Origin of the sequence: Ferrovibrio sp., assembly GCF_036381655.1 — a bacterium.
GTDB lineage: Bacteria > Pseudomonadota > Alphaproteobacteria > Ferrovibrionales > Ferrovibrionaceae > Ferrovibrio.
Window position 1 is genome coordinate 1 of sequence record NZ_DASVCJ010000038.1, and the last position, 18,500, is coordinate 18,500.

12 protein-coding genes, 1 tRNA gene and 1 pseudogene are annotated in these 18,500 nt (G+C 63.5%); all 14 read left to right on the forward strand.

Going from position 1 to position 18,500, the window contains the following annotated elements; genetic code table 11:
* A pseudogene (tuf, locus tag VF194_RS07650) lies at window positions 1–134 on the forward strand (elongation factor Tu); the annotation flags it as partial.
* Between the two features lie 21 nt (window positions 135–155).
* Window positions 156–232: transfer RNA gene (locus tag VF194_RS07655), tRNA-Trp, on the forward strand.
* Window positions 233–272: 40 nt separating this feature from the next.
* Window positions 273–470, forward strand: a complete 198-nt coding sequence (gene secE / locus VF194_RS07660) for a preprotein translocase subunit SecE (RefSeq protein WP_330889653.1) — start codon at window positions 273–275, stop codon at window positions 468–470.
* 2 nt (window positions 471–472) lie between these two features.
* On the forward strand, window positions 473–1,003 hold the full coding sequence (gene nusG, locus VF194_RS07665; protein WP_330889655.1) for a transcription termination/antitermination protein NusG: 531 nt from the start codon (window positions 473–475) through the stop codon (window positions 1,001–1,003).
* A 142-nt stretch (window positions 1,004–1,145) separates the two neighbouring features.
* On the forward strand, window positions 1,146–1,577 hold the full coding sequence (gene rplK / locus VF194_RS07670) for a 50S ribosomal protein L11 (RefSeq protein WP_330889657.1): 432 nt from the start codon (window positions 1,146–1,148) through the stop codon (window positions 1,575–1,577).
* A 15-nt stretch (window positions 1,578–1,592) separates the two neighbouring features.
* Complete coding sequence (rplA, locus tag VF194_RS07675; protein ID WP_330889659.1) at window positions 1,593–2,312, forward strand: 50S ribosomal protein L1; 720 nt, start codon at window positions 1,593–1,595, stop codon at window positions 2,310–2,312.
* 331 nt (window positions 2,313–2,643) lie between these two features.
* Window positions 2,644–3,153: a 50S ribosomal protein L10 gene (rplJ, locus tag VF194_RS07680; protein WP_330889661.1), complete on the forward strand. Its 510-nt coding sequence runs from the start codon at window positions 2,644–2,646 to the stop codon at window positions 3,151–3,153.
* 60 nt (window positions 3,154–3,213) lie between these two features.
* A complete protein-coding gene (gene rplL / locus VF194_RS07685; protein WP_330889663.1) occupies window positions 3,214–3,591 on the forward strand; it encodes a 50S ribosomal protein L7/L12 in 378 nt (125 codons plus the stop codon).
* 226 nt (window positions 3,592–3,817) lie between these two features.
* Window positions 3,818–7,915: a DNA-directed RNA polymerase subunit beta gene (gene rpoB / locus VF194_RS07690; RefSeq protein ID WP_330889665.1), complete on the forward strand. Its 4,098-nt coding sequence runs from the start codon at window positions 3,818–3,820 to the stop codon at window positions 7,913–7,915.
* 38 nt (window positions 7,916–7,953) lie between these two features.
* On the forward strand, window positions 7,954–12,306 hold the full coding sequence (gene rpoC, locus VF194_RS07695; protein ID WP_330889666.1) for a DNA-directed RNA polymerase subunit beta': 4,353 nt from the start codon (window positions 7,954–7,956) through the stop codon (window positions 12,304–12,306).
* Window positions 12,307–12,412: 106 nt separating this feature from the next.
* A complete protein-coding gene (gene recO, locus VF194_RS07700) occupies window positions 12,413–13,180 on the forward strand; it encodes a DNA repair protein RecO (protein ID WP_330889668.1) in 768 nt (255 codons plus the stop codon).
* Window positions 13,177–15,417: a DNA topoisomerase IV subunit A gene (gene parC / locus VF194_RS07705; protein ID WP_330889670.1), complete on the forward strand. Its 2,241-nt coding sequence runs from the start codon at window positions 13,177–13,179 to the stop codon at window positions 15,415–15,417. The genes recO and parC overlap by 4 nt, the downstream gene beginning before the upstream one ends.
* Window positions 15,418–15,968: 551 nt before the next feature.
* A complete protein-coding gene (locus VF194_RS07710; protein WP_330889722.1) occupies window positions 15,969–16,766 on the forward strand; it encodes an undecaprenyl-diphosphate phosphatase in 798 nt (265 codons plus the stop codon).
* Between the two features lie 42 nt (window positions 16,767–16,808).
* On the forward strand, window positions 16,809–18,425 hold the full coding sequence (locus VF194_RS07715) for an AMP-binding protein (protein ID WP_330889672.1): 1,617 nt from the start codon (window positions 16,809–16,811) through the stop codon (window positions 18,423–18,425).
* Window positions 18,426–18,500 lie beyond the last annotated feature (75 nt).

Consider the following 18,500-nt stretch of genomic DNA (forward strand, 5'->3'; position numbering starts at 1 on the left):
TGATGCCGGGCGACAACGTGGCGATGGATGTCGAGCTGATCGCGCCGATCGCCATGGATGAGGGCCTGCGCTTCGCCATCCGCGAAGGCGGCCGCACCGTCGGCGCCGGCGTCGTCGCCAAGATCATCGCGTAAGCGGCGATCTGGTGCGCGTGCAGGGGTGTAGCTCAATCGGCTAGAGCACCGGTCTCCAAAACCGGGGGTTGGGGGTTCGAGTCCCTCCACCCCTGCCAGCGTGACGCGGAAGTAGAGCTTAGGTGGATAGTCAAAACGATGGCGAAGGTCAGTCCTATTGAGTTTTTCCGGCAGGTCCGGCAAGAGACTGCGAAGGTCACCTGGCCGAACCGCAAGGAGACCCTCGTCACCACGGCGATGGTGTTCCTGATGGGGCTGATCGCCGCCTTGTTCTTTTTTACGGTCGATTCGATCCTGCGCTTTGCCGTGCAGTTGATCCTCGGCCTAGGGAGCTGACGATGGCGGCGCGCTGGTACATCGTCCACGTATATTCGAATTTCGAGAAGAAGGTCGCCCAGGCGCTGCGCGATGCGGCGGCGCAGAAGGGTATGGGCGACCTCTTCGAGGAAATTCTGGTGCCGACCGAGGAAGTGGTGGAAGTTCGCCGCGGCCAGAAGGTCAATGCCGAACGCAAGTTCTTCCCTGGCTATGTGCTGGTGAAGATGGAGCTGACCGACGAGACCTACCATCTCGTCAAGAACACGCCGAAGGTGACCGGCTTTCTGAGCTCGGGCGGCAAGCCGTCGCCGATCACGGAAGCCGAGGCGCAGCGGATCGCCAACCAGGTGAAGGAGGGCGTCGAGCATCCGAAGCCCTCGATCACCTTCGATGTGGGCGAGCAGGTGCGGGTCGCCGACGGTCCGTTCACGTCGTTCTCCGGCGTGGTGGAGGAAGTCGACGAGGAGCGCGCGCGCCTGAAGGTGGCGGTGTCGATCTTCGGCCGCGCCACCCCGGTGGAGTTGGAATACAGCCAGGTCGAGAAGCTCTGATCTGGTTGCGCGTAGCCGGGCCTGAGTATCGCCCGGTTCATCGCGTGGGAGGCAGCTAAGGTCTATCGCCGGACCGATCCTGCCGTACCGCGCATCCGCCAAGGGAGCGGCGTAGCCGCTCCAGCAGGAAAGGACAGAGAGTATGGCGAAGAAGATTGAAGGCTACATCAAGCTGCAGGTTCCGGCCGGCAAGGCCAACCCGTCGCCGCCGATCGGCCCGGCCTTGGGCCAGCGCGGAGTCAACATCATGGAATTCTGCAAGGCGTTCAACGCGCAGACGAAGGATCTCGAGCAGGACATGCCGATCCCGGTGGTGATCACCGTGTATTCGGACCGCTCGTTCACCTTCATCACCAAGACCCCGCCGGTGACCTACTTCCTGAAGAAGGCCGCCAAGATCCAGTCCGGCGCCAAGGTGACCGGCCGCGAGAAGGTCGGCTCGGTGACGATGGATCAGGTCCGCGAGATCGCCAAGCAGAAGATGAAGGATCTGAACGCGCATGACATCAATGCGGCCTGTCAGATGATCATCGGTTCCGCCCGCTCCATGGGCTTGGAAGTCCAGGGCCAGTAAGGGGAGGGCTGACACATGGCACATAAGGGCAAGCGTTACGCCGCCGCTGCGAAGACCGTGAACCCGGATAACCGCTATGGTCTGGAAGAGGCCGTCAAGCTGGTGAAGTCCAACGCCAAGGCGAAGTTCGACGAGACGATCGAGATCGCCATGAATCTCGGCGTCGATCCGCGCCATGCCGACCAGATGGTCCGCGGCGTGGTGACGATGCCGTCGGGCACCGGCAAGACCGTGCGCGTCGCCGTCTTCGCCAAAGGCCCGAAGGCGGAAGAGGCCAAGAAGGCCGGTGCCGATCTGGTCGGCGCCGACGATCTGGCCGAAATCATCAACGGCGGCAAGATCGAATTCGATCGCTGCATCGCCACGCCGGACATGATGGCGGTGGTCGGCAAGCTCGGTAAGGTGCTCGGCCCGCGCGGCCTGATGCCGAACCCGAAGCTCGGCTCGGTCACCATGGATGTCGCCGGCGCGGTCAAGGCGGCCAAGGGCGGCCAGGTCGAGTTCCGCGTCGAGAAGGCCGGTCTGATCCATGCCGGTATCGGCAAGGCGTCGTTCACCGAGGAGCAGATCCTCGCCAATGTGCGCGCCTTCATCGATGCCGTCCTGAAGGCCAAGCCGACCGGCGTGAAGGGTCATTACGTGAAGAAGATCGCGCTCAGCTCGACCATGGGGCCGGGCGTGCGCATCGATCTCAGCGACGCACTGGGTGGCGGCACCGAAAAGGCCGCCGCCTGACAATTGACGAGTTTCGCCGCCTCTTCGGAGGCGGCGGAGCGGCGTTTCGGGCCAGATAGTACATGGCCTGGAATGTCCGCAACCTGTCCGAGACTGCAGGCGCCCGAGGGCTTCGGTCCGAAGGTTTAATGGCAAGCCACCTGCATAGACGGGGAAGAGAAGCTTCACGGGAGCGGCGAGCGATCGACCGCTCCCAGGAAGGTTCGAGCCCTGGGACAGGCGAACCGGGTGATCGGTTCGCCGCCGAAGGCAGCGATGCCGGAAGCGACGCATCGGTCGCTCAAGTGCCAACGGGACAGGGGCAACCCTGTCTCTGTTAAGGAGACGAGCAGTGGATCGTGCTCAAAAGCAGGAGCTGGTGAACACGCTCAACCAGGTCTTTAAGGAGACCCAGGTTGTCGTGGTGACCCAGAATTCCGGTCTGACCGTCGCTCAGGTGACTGAGCTGCGCCGTCAGATGCGGGAGGCTGGCGCCAGCTTCAAGGTCGCGAAGAACCGGCTTGTCTGCCTTGCCCTGGAGGGCACCCCCTACGAATCCTTGAAGAACCTCTTCAAGGGGCCGACCGGCATCGCTTATGCGAATGACCCGGTCGCCGCAGCGAAGGTCGCCGTGGAGTTCGCCAAGAAGAACGACAAGCTCGTCGTCGTTGGCGGCGCCATGGGCGCAACCGTGCTGAATCCGGAGGGTGTGAAGTCGTTGGCGAGCCTGCCGTCGCTCGACGAGCTGCGCGGCAAGATCGTCGGTCTGCTCAAGGCGCCTGCGACCAAGGTCGCCGGTGTCGTGCAGGCGCCCGCTGGCCAACTGGCCCGCGTGCTCAACGCGTATGCCACCAAGGGTTAAGGCCGCAAGCCACACGTAAACGTCTAACCAGGTATCGAACCTTTATCAGGAGTCACTGAAATGGCTGATTTGCAGAAGATCGTCGACGAATTGTCGTCGCTGACCGTCCTCGAGGCCGCCGAGCTCGCCAAGCTTCTCGAAGAGAAGTGGGGCGTTTCGGCCGCCGCTCCGGTGGCCGTTGCCGCCGTTGCTGGTGGTGGCGCTGCCGCCCCGGCTGCCGAGGAGAAGACCGAGTTCAACGTCATCCTCGCCGATGCGGGCGCCAACAAGATCAACGTGATCAAGGAAGTGCGCGCCATCACCGGTCTGGGCCTGAAGGAGGCCAAGGACCTCGTCGAGGGTGCGCCGAAGCCGGTCAAGGAAGGCGTCAACAAGGACGAGGCCGCCAAGATCAAGGCCCAGCTCGAAGGCGCTGGCGCCAAGGTCGAGGTCAAGTAAGTACGCGTATGGCGGCGGGGCGGGTTCGGTGTGGACCTGCCCCGTCTGCCGCCCTAAATTGGGCGAAACCACACCTCCGGCCCGCCACGGATATTTATCGGCGGACAGACGATCCGGATTTGGGCGCGGCGATCGCCCGGCGGGATAATGGGCCCGCAAAACTCATCGCTATCCGGCTTGTCCGCGGCAGCATTTCCTGCCGCCAGCAGAAAGATTTGGGACAGACATGACCTTGTCGTTTACCGGCCGCAAGCGCGTTCGCAAGAGCTTCGGGCGTATCCCGAGCATTACCTCGATGCCCAACCTCATCGAGGTGCAGAAAAGTTCCTACGACAGCTTCCTGATGATGAATGACAACCCCGACACGCGGCCCGATGTCGGCCTGCAGGGCGTCTTCAAGTCGGTCTTCCCGATCAAGGATTTCTCCGAAACGTCTTCGCTCGAATTCGTCAAATACGAATTCGAGGCGCCGAAATACGACGTCGATGAATGCATGCAGCGCGGCATGACCTATGCCGCGCCGTTGAAGGTGACGCTGCGCCTGATCGTGTTCGAGGTAGACCCCGATACCCAGGCCAAGACCGTGCTCGATATCAAGGAGCAGGACGTCTACATGGGCGACATGCCGCTCATGACCGACAAGGGCACCTTCATCATCAACGGCACCGAGCGCGTCATCGTCAGCCAGATGCACCGCAGCCCGGGCGTTTTCTTCGATCACGACAAGGGCAAGACTCATTCCTCGGGCAAGTATCTCTATACCGCCCGCGTGATTCCCTATCGCGGCTCGTGGCTGGACTTCGAGTTCGACGCCAAGGACATCGTGCATGTCCGCATCGACCGCCGCCGCAAGCTGCCGGTCACCACGCTGTTTTTCGCGTTGGGCCTGACCCAGGAAGAGATCCTGGACGCCTTCTACAAGAAGGTGATCTACAAGCGCGACAAGAAGGGCTGGCGCACCGACTACAACGCCGAGCGCATGCGCGGCCTGCGCGTCAACAGCGACCTGATCAACGCCAAGACCGGCAAGGTGGTGGTCGAGGCCGGCACCAAGATCACGCCGCGCCTGGCCCGCAAGCTGGCCGAAGAGGGCCTCAAGGAGCTGCTGGTCACGCCGCAGGACATGGCCGGCAAGTACAACGCCCTGGATATCATCAACGAGGAAAGCGGCGAGATTTATCTCGAAGCGGGCGAGGAGCTCGACGTCAAGAAGATCGAGATGCTCGAGGCCGCCGGCATCGAGCAGATCTCGGTACTCGATGTCGATCACGTCACCATCGGCGCCTATATCCGCAATACGATGATGGGCGACAAGAACCAGGGCCGCGAGCAGGCCCTGTTCGAAATCTACCGCGTCATGCGCCCGGGCGAGCCGCCGACGATGGACACCGCGGAAGCGCTGTTCCATGGCCTGTTCTTCGATCCGGAGCGTTACGACCTCTCCGCGGTCGGCCGCGTCAAGATGAACGCCCGTCTCGGCCTGGAGGCGGACGATACCGTCCGCGTGCTGCGGACCGAGGATATCCTCGCCTGCGTCAAGACGCTGGTCGAACTGAAGGACGGCCGCGGCGAGATCGACGACATCGACCATCTCGGCAACCGCCGTGTCCGTTCGGTCGGCGAGTTGATGGAGAACCAGTACCGCATCGGCCTGCTGCGCATGGAGCGCGCGATCCGCGAGCGCATGAGCTCGGTGGATATCGACACCGTGATGCCGCATGACCTGATCAATGCCAAGCCGGCGGCGGCGGCCGTGCGCGAGTTCTTCGGCTCCAGCCAGCTCTCGCAGTTCATGGACCAGACCAACCCGCTGTCGGAGATCACCCATAAGCGCCGCCTGTCGGCGCTTGGCCCGGGCGGCCTGACCCGCGAGCGTGCCGGTTTCGAGGTGCGCGACGTGCACCCGACGCATTATGGCCGTATCTGCCCGATCGAGACGCCGGAAGGCCCGAATATCGGCCTGATCAACTCGCTGGCGACCTATGCCCGCGTCAACCAGTATGGCTTCATCGAGAGCCCGTATCGCCGCGTCCGTGACGGCAAGGTGACCGACGAGGTCGTTTACCTGACCGCCATGGAGGAGGGCAAGTACACCATCGCACAGGCCAATGCCGAGGTCGATGCCAAGGGCAAGATCGTCGGCGAACTGGTCTCCTGCCGCCGCAACGGCGACTTCGTCATGTCGCGGCCGGAAGCGATCGACTTCATGGACGTCTCGCCCAAGCAGCTCGTTTCGGTTGCCGCCGCGCTGATCCCGTTCCTGGAGAACGACGACGCCAACCGCGCGCTGATGGGCTCGAACATGCAGCGCCAGGCCGTGCCGCTGATCCGTGCCGAGGCGCCGCTGGTCGGCACCGGCATGGAAGAGGTGGTGGCCCGCGATTCCGGCGCCACGATCGTCGCCCGCCGCTCCGGCGTGATCGACCAGATCGACGGCACCCGTATCGTGGTCCGGGCGACCGACGAAACGGATATGTCGAAGTCGAACGTCGACATCTACAAGCTGCTGAAGTTCCAGCGCTCGAACCAGAATACCTGCATCAACCAGCGTCCGCTGGTGAAGGTGGGCGACGTCGTGCAGGCCGGCGACATCATTGCCGACGGTCCCTCGACGGAGCTGGGCGAGCTGGCGCTCGGCCGCAACGTGCTGGTCGCGTTCATGCCGTGGAACGGCTACAACTTCGAGGACTCGATCCTGATCAGCGAGCGCATCGCCAAGGACGACGTCTTCACCTCGATCCATATCGAGGAATTCGAAGTGATGGCCCGCGACACCAAGCTGGGCCCGGAAGAGATCACCCGCGACATCCCGAATGTCGGCGAGGAGGGCCTCAAGAATCTCGACGAGGCCGGCATCGTCTATATCGGCGCGGAAGTGCATCCGGGCGACATCATGGTCGGCAAGATCACGCCGAAGGGCGAAAGCCCGATGACGCCGGAAGAGAAGCTGCTGCGCGCCATCTTCGGCGAAAAGGCCTCCGATGTCCGCGACAGCTCGCTGCGGGTGCCGCCGGGCGTCTCCGGCACGGTGGTCGAGGTGCGCGTCTTCTCCCGCCATGGCGTGGAGAAGGACGAGCGTGCCTTGGCGATCGAGCGCGCCGAGATCGAGCGGCTGGCGAAGGACCGCGACGACGAGAAGGCGATCATCGAGCGCTCCATCTACAGTCGTCTGCGCGAGCTGCTGATCGGCAAGCAGGCCGATAAGGGCCCGAAGGGCTTCAAGGATGGCGGCAAGATCACCGAGGAGGTTCTGGCCGAGCTGACTCCTGGTCAGTGGTGGCAGATCAGCCTCAAGAACGAAAAGAACATGGCCGACATCGAGGCGCTGAAGAAGCAATACGATGCCGCCGCCGCGCGTATCCAGCGGCGCTTCGACGACAAGGTCGAGAAGCTGCAGCGCGGCGACGAATTGCCGCCCGGCGTGATGAAGATGGTCAAGGTCTTCGTCGCTGTGAAGCGCAAGCTGCAGCCCGGCGACAAGATGGCCGGCCGTCACGGCAACAAGGGCGTCATCTCCCGCATCGTGCCGGAAGAGGACATGCCCTACCTCGAGGACGGTCAGCCGGTCGATATCGTGCTGAATCCACTCGGCGTGCCGTCGCGCATGAATGTCGGTCAGATCCTGGAAACCCATCTGGGTTGGGCTTCGGCGGGCATCGGCCGGCAGATCGGCGATACGCTCGATAAGATGCAGCGCAACCACGCCAAGGCGGAGGATCTGCGCAAGCTGCTGAAGAACATCTATTCGAAGCAGGAGTTCACCGACAAGATCGCCGACCTGTCGGACGAGCAATTGGTCGAATTGTGTTCGAATCTGCGGCGCGGCGTCCCGATGGCGACCCCGGTCTTCGACGGAGCGCATGAGCCGGATATCGTCGAGGCGCTGGAAAAAGCCGGGTTCGACAAGTCCGGCCAGGTCACTTTGATCGATGGCCGCACCGGCGAGCCGTTCGACCGGAAGGTGACGGTGGGTTACATCTACATGCTGAAGTTGCACCACCTGGTCGACGACAAGATCCACGCCCGTTCGATCGGTCCGTACTCGCTCGTCACCCAGCAGCCGCTGGGCGGCAAGGCGCAGTTCGGCGGGCAGCGCTTCGGCGAGATGGAGGTCTGGGCGCTCCAGGCCTACGGCGCAGCCTACACCCTGCAGGAGATGCTGACGGTCAAGTCGGACGACGTCGCCGGCCGCTCCAAGGTCTACGAGGCCATTGTGCGCGGCGACGATAACTTCGAGGCCGGCATTCCTGAATCGTTCAACGTGCTGGTCAAGGAGATGCGGTCGCTCGGCCTCAATGTCGAGCTGTCGCAGCGCTCCTACTGACCGTCACGCAACGCATTCTCCAATAGGAGACGACACAGATGAACGAACTGAGCAACGTATTCGGGCAGCCGCAGGGCGCCCAGAGCTTCGATCAGATCCAGATCTCGATCGCCTCGCCGGAGCGTATCCGCTCCTGGTCCTACGGCGAGATCAAGAAGCCGGAAACGATCAACTACCGCACCTTCAAGCCGGAGCGGGACGGCCTGTTCTGCGCCCGCATCTTCGGCCCGATCAAGGATTACGAGTGCCTGTGCGGCAAGTACAAGCGCATGAAGTATCGCGGCGTGATCTGCGAGAAGTGCGGCGTCGAAGTCACGCTTTCCAAGGTCCGGCGCGAGCGCATGGGCCATATCGAGCTGGCCTCGCCGGTGGCGCATATCTGGTTCCTGAAGTCGCTGCCGAGCCGCATCGGCCTCATGCTCGACATGACCCTGAAGGATCTCGAGCGCATCCTGTATTTCGAGAACTACGTCGTCGTCGAACCGGGCCTCTCACCGCTGAAGCAGTTCGACCTGCTGACGGAGGAGCAGCTTTTCCGCGCTCAGGAAGAGTATGGCGAAGACGCTTTCGTCGCCAAGATCGGCGCGGAGGCCATCCGCGATCTGCTGATGGCCATCGACCTCGAGAAGGAGCGCGACAAAATCCGCGAGGAGCTGGCCGAGACCACGTCCGAGCTGAAGCCGAAGAAGCTGGTCAAGCGCCTGAAGCTGATCGAGTCCTTCATCGAATCCGGCAACCGCCCGGAATGGATGGTGCTCACGGTCGTGCCGGTGATCCCGCCCGAGCTGCGCCCGCTGGTGCCGCTGGATGGCGGCCGTTTCGCCACTTCGGACCTGAACGACCTGTATCGCCGCGTCATCAACCGCAACAACCGTCTGAAGCGGCTGATCGAGCTGCGCGCGCCGGACATCATCGTCCGCAACGAGAAGCGCATGCTGCAGGAAGCGGTCGATGCGCTGTTCGACAACGGCCGCCGCGGCCGCGTCATCACCGGCGCCAACAAGCGTCCGCTGAAGTCGCTGTCCGACATGCTGAAGGGCAAGCAGGGCCGCTTCCGGCAGAACCTGCTCGGCAAGCGCGTCGATTATTCGGGCCGTTCGGTCATCGTGGTCGGCCCCGAACTGAAGCTGCATCAGTGCGGCCTGCCGAAGAAGATGGCGCTCGAACTGTTCAAGCCGTTCATCTATTCCAAGCTTGAGCTGCGCGGCCTTGCCGCCACCGTCAAGATGGCGAAGAAGATGGTGGAGAAGGAGCGGCCGGAGGTCTGGGACATCCTCGAGGAGGTGATCCGCGAGCATCCGGTGCTGCTCAACCGTGCGCCGACGCTCCATCGCCTGGGCATTCAGGCTTTCGAGCCGACCCTGATCGAAGGCAAGGCGATCCAGCTGCATCCGCTGGTCTGCGCCGCGTTCAACGCTGACTTCGACGGCGATCAGATGGCAGTGCACGTGCCGCTGTCGCTGGAAGCCCAGCTCGAGGCCCGCGTGCTGATGATGTCGACCAACAACATCCTCAGCCCGGCGAACGGCAAGCCGATCATCGTGCCCTCGCAGGATATCGTGCTCGGTCTGTATTACCTGACCATGGAACGCCCGGCGCCGCTCGGCAACGTGCTGAAGGTCAGGGACGGCAAAACCGGCAAGATCAAGGATGAGGACGCGACTGCGCTGCTCAAGGCCTGGGCCGAGGACGACGTCATCCTCTTCGACGGCAAGACCAAGGTCGAACTGCCCAAGACTGCGGTAAAGGCCGAGTTCGTGCGGCTGATCGAGGCCGGCGCGATCGTGGAAAAGACCCCGGTCTTCTCCACCGTGGCGGAAATCCAGCAGGCGCTGGATGCCAAGGCGATCTCGCTGCATCACCGCATCAAGGCGCGCCTTGATACCGTGGACGCCGAGGGCACGCCGATCGTCGCTCGCGTCACCACGACGCCGGGCCGCATGCTGCTGAGCGAAATCCTGCCGAAGCACAAGAATGTGCCGTTCCGCGTGATCAACCAGCAGCTGACCAAGAAGGAGATCACCAACGTCATCGACGTGGTGTATCGCCATTGCGGCCAGAAGGAGACGGTCATCTTCTGCGACCGCATGATGGCGCTCGGTTTCAACCGCGCCTTCAAGGCGGGCATTTCCTTCGGCAAGGACGACATGGTCGTGCCGAGCACGAAGGAAGGCCACATCGAGGAGACCCGCAAGCTGGTCTCCGAATACGAGCAGCAGTATCAGGATGGCCTGATCACCCAGGGCGAGAAGTACAACAAGGTGGTCGATGCCTGGTCGCAGTGCACCGACCGCGTCGCCGACGAGATGATGAAGGTCATTCAGACCGACATCGACCAGGTCACCGGCGAGCGTAAGCCGATCAACTCGATCTGGATGATGGCCCATTCCGGCGCCCGCGGCTCCGCGGCGCAGATGAAGCAGCTCGCCGGCATGCGCGGCCTGATGGCCAAGCCGTCGGGCGAAATCATCGAGACGCCGATCATCTCGAACTTCAAGGAAGGCCTCACCGTGCTCGAGTACTTCAACTCGACCCACGGCGCCCGTAAGGGCCTGGCCGACACCGCCTTGAAGACCGCCAACTCGGGTTATCTGACCCGTCGCCTCGTCGACGTGGCGCAGGATTGCATCATCACCGAGGAGGATTGCGGCACCGAGCGCGGTCTGACCGTCCGCGAGGTCGTCGAGGGCGCCGAGGTGATCGCTACCCTGGGCGAGCGCATCCTGGGCCGCACGGCAGCTCTGGATGTCAAGCACCCGCTGTCCGGCGAGGTGCTGATGAAGGCCGGCGAACTGATCGAGGAGCGCGATGTCGACCGCATCGAGACAGCCGGCGTCGAGAGCGTCCTGATCCGCTCGGTGCTGACCTGCGACAGCCAGACCGGCGTCTGCGGCAAGTGCTATGGCCGCGACCTGGCCCGCGGCACCAAGGTGAACATCGGCGAGGCGGTGGGCGTCATCGCGGCGCAGTCGATCGGCGAGCCGGGCACCCAGCTCACCATGCGCACCTTCCATATCGGCGGCACCGCCCAGGTGGCGGAGCAGTCGAGCCTGGAGGCGGCCTATGATGCGACCATCAAGATCGCCAACCGCAACCTGGTCACCGACAGCCAGGGCCGCTTCGTGGTGATGGGCCGCAATTGCGAAGTCATTCTGGTCGACCAGAATGGCCGCGAGCGCGCCCGCCACAAGGTGCCCTACGGTGCCCGTTTGGTTGCCGATGAAGGCGGCACGGTCAAGAAGGGCCAGCGCATTGCCGAGTGGGATCCGTATACCCGCCCGATCATCACCGAGCGCGAGGGTATCGTGAACTACCGCGACCTCGTCGAGGGCGTGTCGATGCGCGAGGCCACCGACGAATCGACCGGCATCTCGTACAAGGTCGTCTCCGACTGGAAGCAGAACCCGAAGGGCAGCGAGCTGCGTCCGCGCATCACGCTGCGTGACGAGAAGGGCGAGGTGCTCACGCTGGTGAGCGGCGCCGAGGCCCGTTACTACCTGTCGGCGGATGCGATCCTGTCGGTCGAGGACGGCGCCCATGTCCATGCCGGTGACGTGCTCGCGCGTATTCCGGTGGAAGGCACCAAGACCCGCGACATTACCGGCGGTCTGCCGCGCGTCGCCGAGCTGTTCGAGGCCCGGCGTCCGAAGGATCATGCGGTCATCGCGGAGATCGACGGCCGTGTCGAATTCGGCAAGGATTACAAGGCCAAGCGCCGCCTGATCCTGCAGCCGGTCGATGGCGGCGGCGAGCCGGTCGAGTACCTGATCCCGAAGGGCAAGCATATTGCCGTTCAGGAAGGAGATTTCGTGCGCAAGGGCGACCATCTGCTCGATGGCAATCCGGCGCCGCACGATATCCTCAAGGTGATGGGCGTCGAGGCGCTGGCCAACTATCTCGTCAACGAGATTCAGGAGGTCTATCGCCTGCAGGGCGTGAAGATCAACGACAAGCACATCGAGGTGATTTGCCGCCAGATGCTGCAAAAGGTCGAGATCACCGACCCCGGCGAGACCACCTTCCTGGCTGGCGAGCAGGTCGACCGCGCCGAGTTCGACGAGGTCAACGCCAAGACCGCGGCGGAGGGCCGCAAGATCGCCAAGGCCATGCCGGTTCTGCTCGGCATCACCAAGGCGAGCCTGCAGACCCGCTCGTTCTTCTCGGCGGCCTCCTTCCAGGAGACCACCCGCGTGCTCACCGAAGCCGCCGTCGGCGGCAAGGTGGACAAGCTGGTCGGCCTTAAGGAGAACGTCATCGTCGGCCGCCTGATCCCGGTCGGCACCGGCGCGATCATGAGCCGCATGAAGCAGCTTGCCGCCCAGCGCGACCGCGAATTCGCGGATGCCCTGGAAAGCGAGCTGCAGGCCGCCGTCGGCGACGCCGCCGAGTAAGCCTCAGTCACAGTCGCGACACGCGAAGGGCGGGCCCGCGAAAGGCCCGCCCTTTTAATTTCGACTATGCTTGCCGCGCAGCCGGGAATCACCTTAAGTCCATCGCATGGAATGGCAGGATGAAGGCGTTATCCTGAGCGTGCGCCATCACGGCGAGAACGCGCGCATCGCAACGCTGCTCACACGGGCCTATGGCCGTCATGCCGGATTGCTGCGTGGCTCCGGAACCGGGAAGGGCGGCGCGCTGCAGCCGGGCCAGACCGTGCGGGCCACCTGGCGGGCACGGCTGTCGGAGCATCTTGGCCATTGGCAGCTCGAATCGCTGGCCCATCCCGCCGCGCTGATCCTGGACGATCCGGCGCGGCTGGCGGCGCTGTCGTCCGTCTGCGCACTCATCGATGCGGCATTGCCGGAGCGCGAGCCGCATCCGGCGCTGTTTGCCGCCACCAAGGTGCTGCTGACGCATATGGCGGAACTGGACGAGCCGGAGAATTGGGGCGCGCTCTACGTGCGCTGGGAAATGGGCCTGCTGGCGGAAATGGGCTATGGCCTCGATCTGGAAGCCTGCGCCGCCACCGGCGCGGTTACCGGCTTGACGCATGTCTCGCCGCGCACCGGCCGGGCGGTCTCCGCTGCCGCGGCCGAGCCCTATCGCGACCGCCTGCTGGCGCTGCCGGGCTTCCTGGTGCCGGGGCGGGGGCAGGCCGCGAACGATCTGATGGCCGAAATGCTGGCCGGCCTGGCGCTGACCGGCCACTTCCTTGAGAACCGGCTCTTCGCGCAGCTGCATGCGCCGGTTCCCGCGGCGCGGACACGACTGCTGGAGGTCGTGCGTAGAACCGGAACAACATCTGGTGTAGAAAGCGGATCATGAGCAAGCATCTGCCGCCCAAAGACATCCCTGAAGATATCCGCAATGTGCCGCTGCCCGATGCCCTCTCGGAGCGCTATCTGGCCTATGCGCTGAGCACGATCACCGCCCGTTCGCTGCCCGATGCGCGCGACGGGCTCAAGCCGGTGCAGCGCCGCGTGCTGTTCGCCATGCGCCAGCTCCGGCTCGATCCCGGCCAGGGTTACAAGAAATGCGCCCGCGTCGTCGGCGACGTGATCGGTAAATACCACCCGCATGGCGATCAGTCTGTCTACGACGCCCTGGTGCGCCTGGCGCAGGAATTCGCCCAGCGCTATCCGCTGGTCGACGGGCAGGGCAATTTCGGCAATGTCGATGGCGACAATGCCGCCGCGATGCGATACACCGAGGCGCGGCTGACCGAGGTGGCCAATCTGCTGCTGACCGGCCTCGACGACGACACGGTCGATTTCCGGCCCAATTACGACGGCGAGAATGACGAGCCGGTGGTACTGCCGGCCGGCTTGCCGAACCTGCTGGCCAACGGCGCCAGCGGCATCGCAGTCGGCATGGCGACCTCGATTCCGCCGCATAACCTGCCGGAATTGTGCGACGCGCTGCTGCATCTGATCAAACACCCGAACGCGTCGATCGAGAAGCTGGTCGAGCATGTGCAGGGGCCGGATTTTCCGACCGGCGGCATTCTCGTCGAGCCGCTTTCCAGCCGCATCGAGGCTTACAAGACCGGCCGCGGCAGCTTCCGTATCCGCGCCCGCTGGCACAAGGAAGACCTGCCGCGCGGCACCTGGCAGATCGTGGTCACCGAGATTCCCTATCAGGTGCAGAAATCGCGCCTGATCGAGAAGATCGCCGAACTGATCACCGAGCGCAAAGCGCCTCTGCTCGACGACGTGCGCGATGAATCTGCGGAGGATATCCGTATCGTCATCGTGCCCAAAAGCAAGAATGTCGATCCCGACGTGCTGATGGAAAGCCTGTTCCGCAGCACCGATCTGGAGACGCGTTTCCCGCTCAACCTCAATGTGCTGGACGGCGGCAAGCAGCCCAAGGTGATGAACCTGCGGGAAGCGCTGCAAGCCTATCTGGATCATCGCCATGAGGTGCTGGAGCGGCGCAGCAAATACCGTCTGGGCAAGATCGAGCACCGCCTCGAAGTTCTCGAAGGCTATCTGATAGCCTATCTCAATCTCGACGAGCTGATCGAGATCATCCGCCGCGAGGACGAGCCCAAGCCGGTGATGATGAAGCGCTTCAAGCTCACCGATGTGCAGGCCGAAGCGATCCTGAACATGCGTCTGCGCAGTCTGCGCAAGCTCGAGGAGATGGAAATCAAGGGCGAGCACAAGGCGCTATCGAAGGAGAAGGCCGAGCTGAAGAAACTGCTGGCCGACGAGGCGTTGCGCTGGCAGGCCATCGCCGGCGAAATCCAGGAGTTGAAGAAACAGTTCGGGCCGAAGACGGCACTGGGCAAACGCCGCAGCAGTATCGGCGATGCGCCGGTGATCGCCGAAGAGGCTTTCGAGGCGATGATCGAACGCGAGCCGATCACCGTGATCTGCTCGGCCAAGGGCTGGATCCGCGCCATCAAGGGCCATGTCGAGGAGGATGGCGGCGCCTCGTACAAAGAGGGCGACAAGGGCCGCTTCTGGCTGCACGCCGAAAGCACCGACAAGCTGATTCTGTTCGGCACCAATGGTCGCGCCTACACGATCTCTTGCGATAAGCTGCCGCGCGGCCGCGGCCATGGCGAGCCGGTCCGCCTGATGGTCGATCTCGGCAACGATCAGGACATCGTCACGCTGTTCAAGTATCAGGGCGAACGCAAGTTCCTGGTCGCCGCCAGCGATGGCCGTGGCTTCATCTGCCCCGAGGCGGAAATGCAGGCCGGCACCCGCGGCGGCAAGCAGATCCTCAATGTCAGCCCGCCGGCGGAAGCCGCTGTGTGCCGGGCCATCGAAGGCGGCGATACCGTCGCTGTCATCGGCGATAACCGCAAGCTGCTGCTTTTCCCGCTCGATCAGCTGCCCGAGATGATCAGAGGCCGCGGCATCACCTTGCAGAAATACAAGGACGGCGGCCTCTCGGACGCGAAGGTCTTCACCTACAAGGAGGGCCTGAGCTGGGTCGATTCCTCCGGCCGGGTGAAGACCGAGACCGATCTCAAGGAATATCGCGGCGAACGCGCCCAGGCGGGCCGTATCGCGCCGCGCGGCTTCAACAAGAACAATCGTTTCGGCTGAGAGGGGCCGGGACCGGCCCCAGGAAATGTTCGGCCTCCTTCTCCATGATGTGCCGGAGGGGATGCAGCATGGCTTCCTCCGCGGGCTTTTGTCTCTCGCCGCCGCGATTTAAGCAGGGGATGTTGTCTCCTCCTGCGACAATTTTTCCCGTCGGGCCTCTATCGGTCACAATACGTGGAACAAATACAATAAGATAATAATCGGAATCGGGATGCCGAGCAGCCACAGCAAAATGCCGCGCATGTGTTCCTCCGGGTTGTTTCCGACTGAATAAACCCGGTCGGGGGAGAAATCGGTCCACCCTGTATGAAAGACGGGTAGATTGCTCTTGCCTGAAGTCCTATAAATGTGCTATATATGTTCTATAGCCTCGGCAAGCCGGGGAGCGGTGAATCAAGAGGAGCATCCGGCCCCGCCATGCGCAGAATGATTTCGGGATCGCCAGACACTGAGCGCTGGCTCGAGCTGGCTCGGACTGGCTCACATTGGCTCGCCGCTGGGCCCAAACCGGCCCGGATCGGCCGTGCCGGCGCGAGGGATTGCCGTCCATGATGCTTGAATATCTCCAGGCGGCTTTCCTGGGAGTCGTTGAAGGACTTACCGAATTCCTGCCGGTGTCTTCCACGGGTCATCTTATCCTGCTGGTCGATCTGCTCGGTTTCCAGGGCCCGCCCGGCAAGGTCTTCGAGATTGCCATCCAGCTTGGCGCCATCCTCGCGGTCCTGGTCATCTATTGGCAGCGCTTCTTCAGCACGCTGATCGGACTGGGGCGCGTGCCGCGCGCCAACCGCTTCACCGTCAACCTTCTGCTCGCCTTCCTGCCGGCGATGGTGATCGGCTTCTTCGCCTACGGCTTCATCAAGACCGTGCTGTTCAGCCCCTGGGTCGTGTCGGTCGCGCTGGTCGTGGGCGGCGTGGCGATTCTGTGGATCGAGCGGGTGGTCGGGCAGGGCGTCATCGAGAGTGTCGACAGGTTCGACGCCCGTCTCAGCCTGAAGATCGGCTTTCTGCAATGCCTGGCGATGATACCTGGAGTGTCGCGCTCCGGCGCCACCATCATCGGCGCCCGCGTGCTGGGGGTGCAGCCGGCGGCAGCGGCGGAATTCTCGTTCTTCCTGGCCGTACCGACCATGTTCGCGGCCACCGTCTACGACCTGTACAAGCACTGGTCGGAACTGAGCTGGGAGGGCGTCGGGGTCATCGCCGTCGGCTTCGTGATCGCCTTTCTGGTCGCCGCCGTTGTCGTACGCACCATGGTCGGCTTCATCACCCGCTATGGCTTCGCCCCCTTTGCCTGGTACCGCATCATCATCGGGAGCGCGATGCTTGTGCTGCTTGGCCTGAGCTGAATAAAGTACGGCGAAATAAAAAGCTCGGGGAGGAGCGTTGGCATGAATCTGCCTGCGTCGGTCTATGCCGCTTTCAGCACCACGGCAGCACGGCATCCGGAAAAGCCGTTCCTGTGCGTGCCGCCGGGACCGGAGCGCAGCTACGCGCAGGATGGCTTGGAACTCAGCTACGGGACGGTGCTTGGCATCGTCGATGCGCTGAAGGAGAAATATGCGGCTGCCGGTTACGGCATGGGCCACCGTATTGGCCTCCTGCTGGAAATGCGGCCGGAATTCTTCTTCCATTACCTGGCGCTGAATGCGCTCGGCTGCGGCATCGTGCCGATCAATCCCGATTACCGGCATGATGAAATGCTCTATCAGATGGAGCATTCCGAGGCCGACCTCGCCGTTGCCCTGCCGCATCGGCTGAGCGATCTGCAGAAGGTGGCGGCCGAACGGCAGGGCAAGCCGCTTCCGGTACTCGACGCGCTGGCCATGCCAAAAACCGTTCCGTCGCCCCAGGCGCCGGCGCGCGGCGGCATTCCCGATCACGATACCGAATGCAGCCTCCTTTACACCTCGGGCACCACGGGCCGGCCGAAAGGCTGCATCCTCAGCAACTTCTATTATCTGAATGCGGGGGCCTGGTATCGCGATCTCGGCGGCGCGCTGACCATCAAGTACGGCGAGGATCGTTTCTATAATCCGCTGCCGCTGTTCCATATGAATCATCAGGCGGTGACCGCGACCTGCGCGATCCTGACCGCCAACTGCCTGGTCCTGACCGAGCGTTTCAGCCCGACGCGCTGGTGGCGCGAAGTGGTGGAGAGCCGGGCGACGATCATCCACTATCTCGGCGTGGTGCCGCCCCTGCTGCTGAACCAGCCGGTCACGGATATGGAAAAGCGGCATTGCGTCCGCTTCGGCCTTGGCGCGGGCGTCGAGCCGGAACTGCACCGGCCATTCGAGGAGCGCTTCGGCTTTCCGCTCGTCGAGGTCTGGGGCATGACCGAAACCGGCCGCATCTTTGCCGATTGCCATGAACCGCGGCAGGTCGATACCCGCGCCTTCGGCCGGCCCCTGCCGCATTTCGAGGCCATGGTGGCGGACGAGCAGGGCCGTGAATTGCCGCGCGGCGAGCCGGGAGAGCTCCTGGTGCGCAGTTCGGCGGCCGATCCGCGCTACGGCTTCTTCTCGGGCTACCTGAAGAACGAGAGGGCGTCGGCGGAGGCCTGGGCTGGCGGCTGGTTCCATACCGGCGATGTGGTCCGCATGGCCGAGGATGGCATGCTCTATTTCGTCGACCGCAAGAAAAACATCATCCGTCGCTCGGGCGAGAATATCGCGGCGGCGGAGATCGAGGCCTGCCTGCAGGCCCATGACGCCGTGGCGCAGGTGGCGGTGCTGGCGGCGCCGGACGAAATCCGGGAAGAGGAGGTCATGGCCTGCATCCTGCCGATGGAGGGGCGGGAGCCGGATCAGGCCCTGGCGGAGGAGCTGTTCGCCTGGTGCTTCGAGCGATTGGCCTATTTCAAGGCGCCGGGCTGGCTGCTCTTTGTCGATCGCCTGCCCACCACGGGGACCCAGAAAGTGCAGAAGACCCAGATTTTCGCGCCGGGCGAGGATCCGCGGAAGCGGCCGGGGATTTACGATTTCCGGAACCGTAAGAAGCGCTGAAAACCGCGTCAATCCGGCGCAGCCGCAAGGCTTTCCGGCGCCGCGGCAACAGTCTAAATGAAGGCATCCCAAAAG

Coding starts and splice junctions, on each gene's coding strand:
- VF194_RS07710 (WP_330889722.1), top strand. CDS start 15,969: ATGCTTGAATATCTCCAGGCGGCTTTCCTGGGAGTCGTTGAAGGACTT.
- parC (WP_330889670.1), top strand. CDS start 13,177: ATGAGCAAGCATCTGCCGCCCAAAGACATCCCTGAAGATATCCGCAAT.
- VF194_RS07715 (WP_330889672.1), top strand. CDS start 16,809: ATGAATCTGCCTGCGTCGGTCTATGCCGCTTTCAGCACCACGGCAGCA.
- rpoC (WP_330889666.1), top strand. CDS start 7,954: ATGAACGAACTGAGCAACGTATTCGGGCAGCCGCAGGGCGCCCAGAGC.
- secE (WP_330889653.1), top strand. CDS start 273: ATGGCGAAGGTCAGTCCTATTGAGTTTTTCCGGCAGGTCCGGCAAGAG.
- rplK (WP_330889657.1), top strand. CDS start 1,146: ATGGCGAAGAAGATTGAAGGCTACATCAAGCTGCAGGTTCCGGCCGGC.
- nusG (WP_330889655.1), top strand. CDS start 473: ATGGCGGCGCGCTGGTACATCGTCCACGTATATTCGAATTTCGAGAAG.
- rplA (WP_330889659.1), top strand. CDS start 1,593: ATGGCACATAAGGGCAAGCGTTACGCCGCCGCTGCGAAGACCGTGAAC.
- rplL (WP_330889663.1), top strand. CDS start 3,214: ATGGCTGATTTGCAGAAGATCGTCGACGAATTGTCGTCGCTGACCGTC.
- rpoB (WP_330889665.1), top strand. CDS start 3,818: ATGACCTTGTCGTTTACCGGCCGCAAGCGCGTTCGCAAGAGCTTCGGG.
- recO (WP_330889668.1), top strand. CDS start 12,413: ATGGAATGGCAGGATGAAGGCGTTATCCTGAGCGTGCGCCATCACGGC.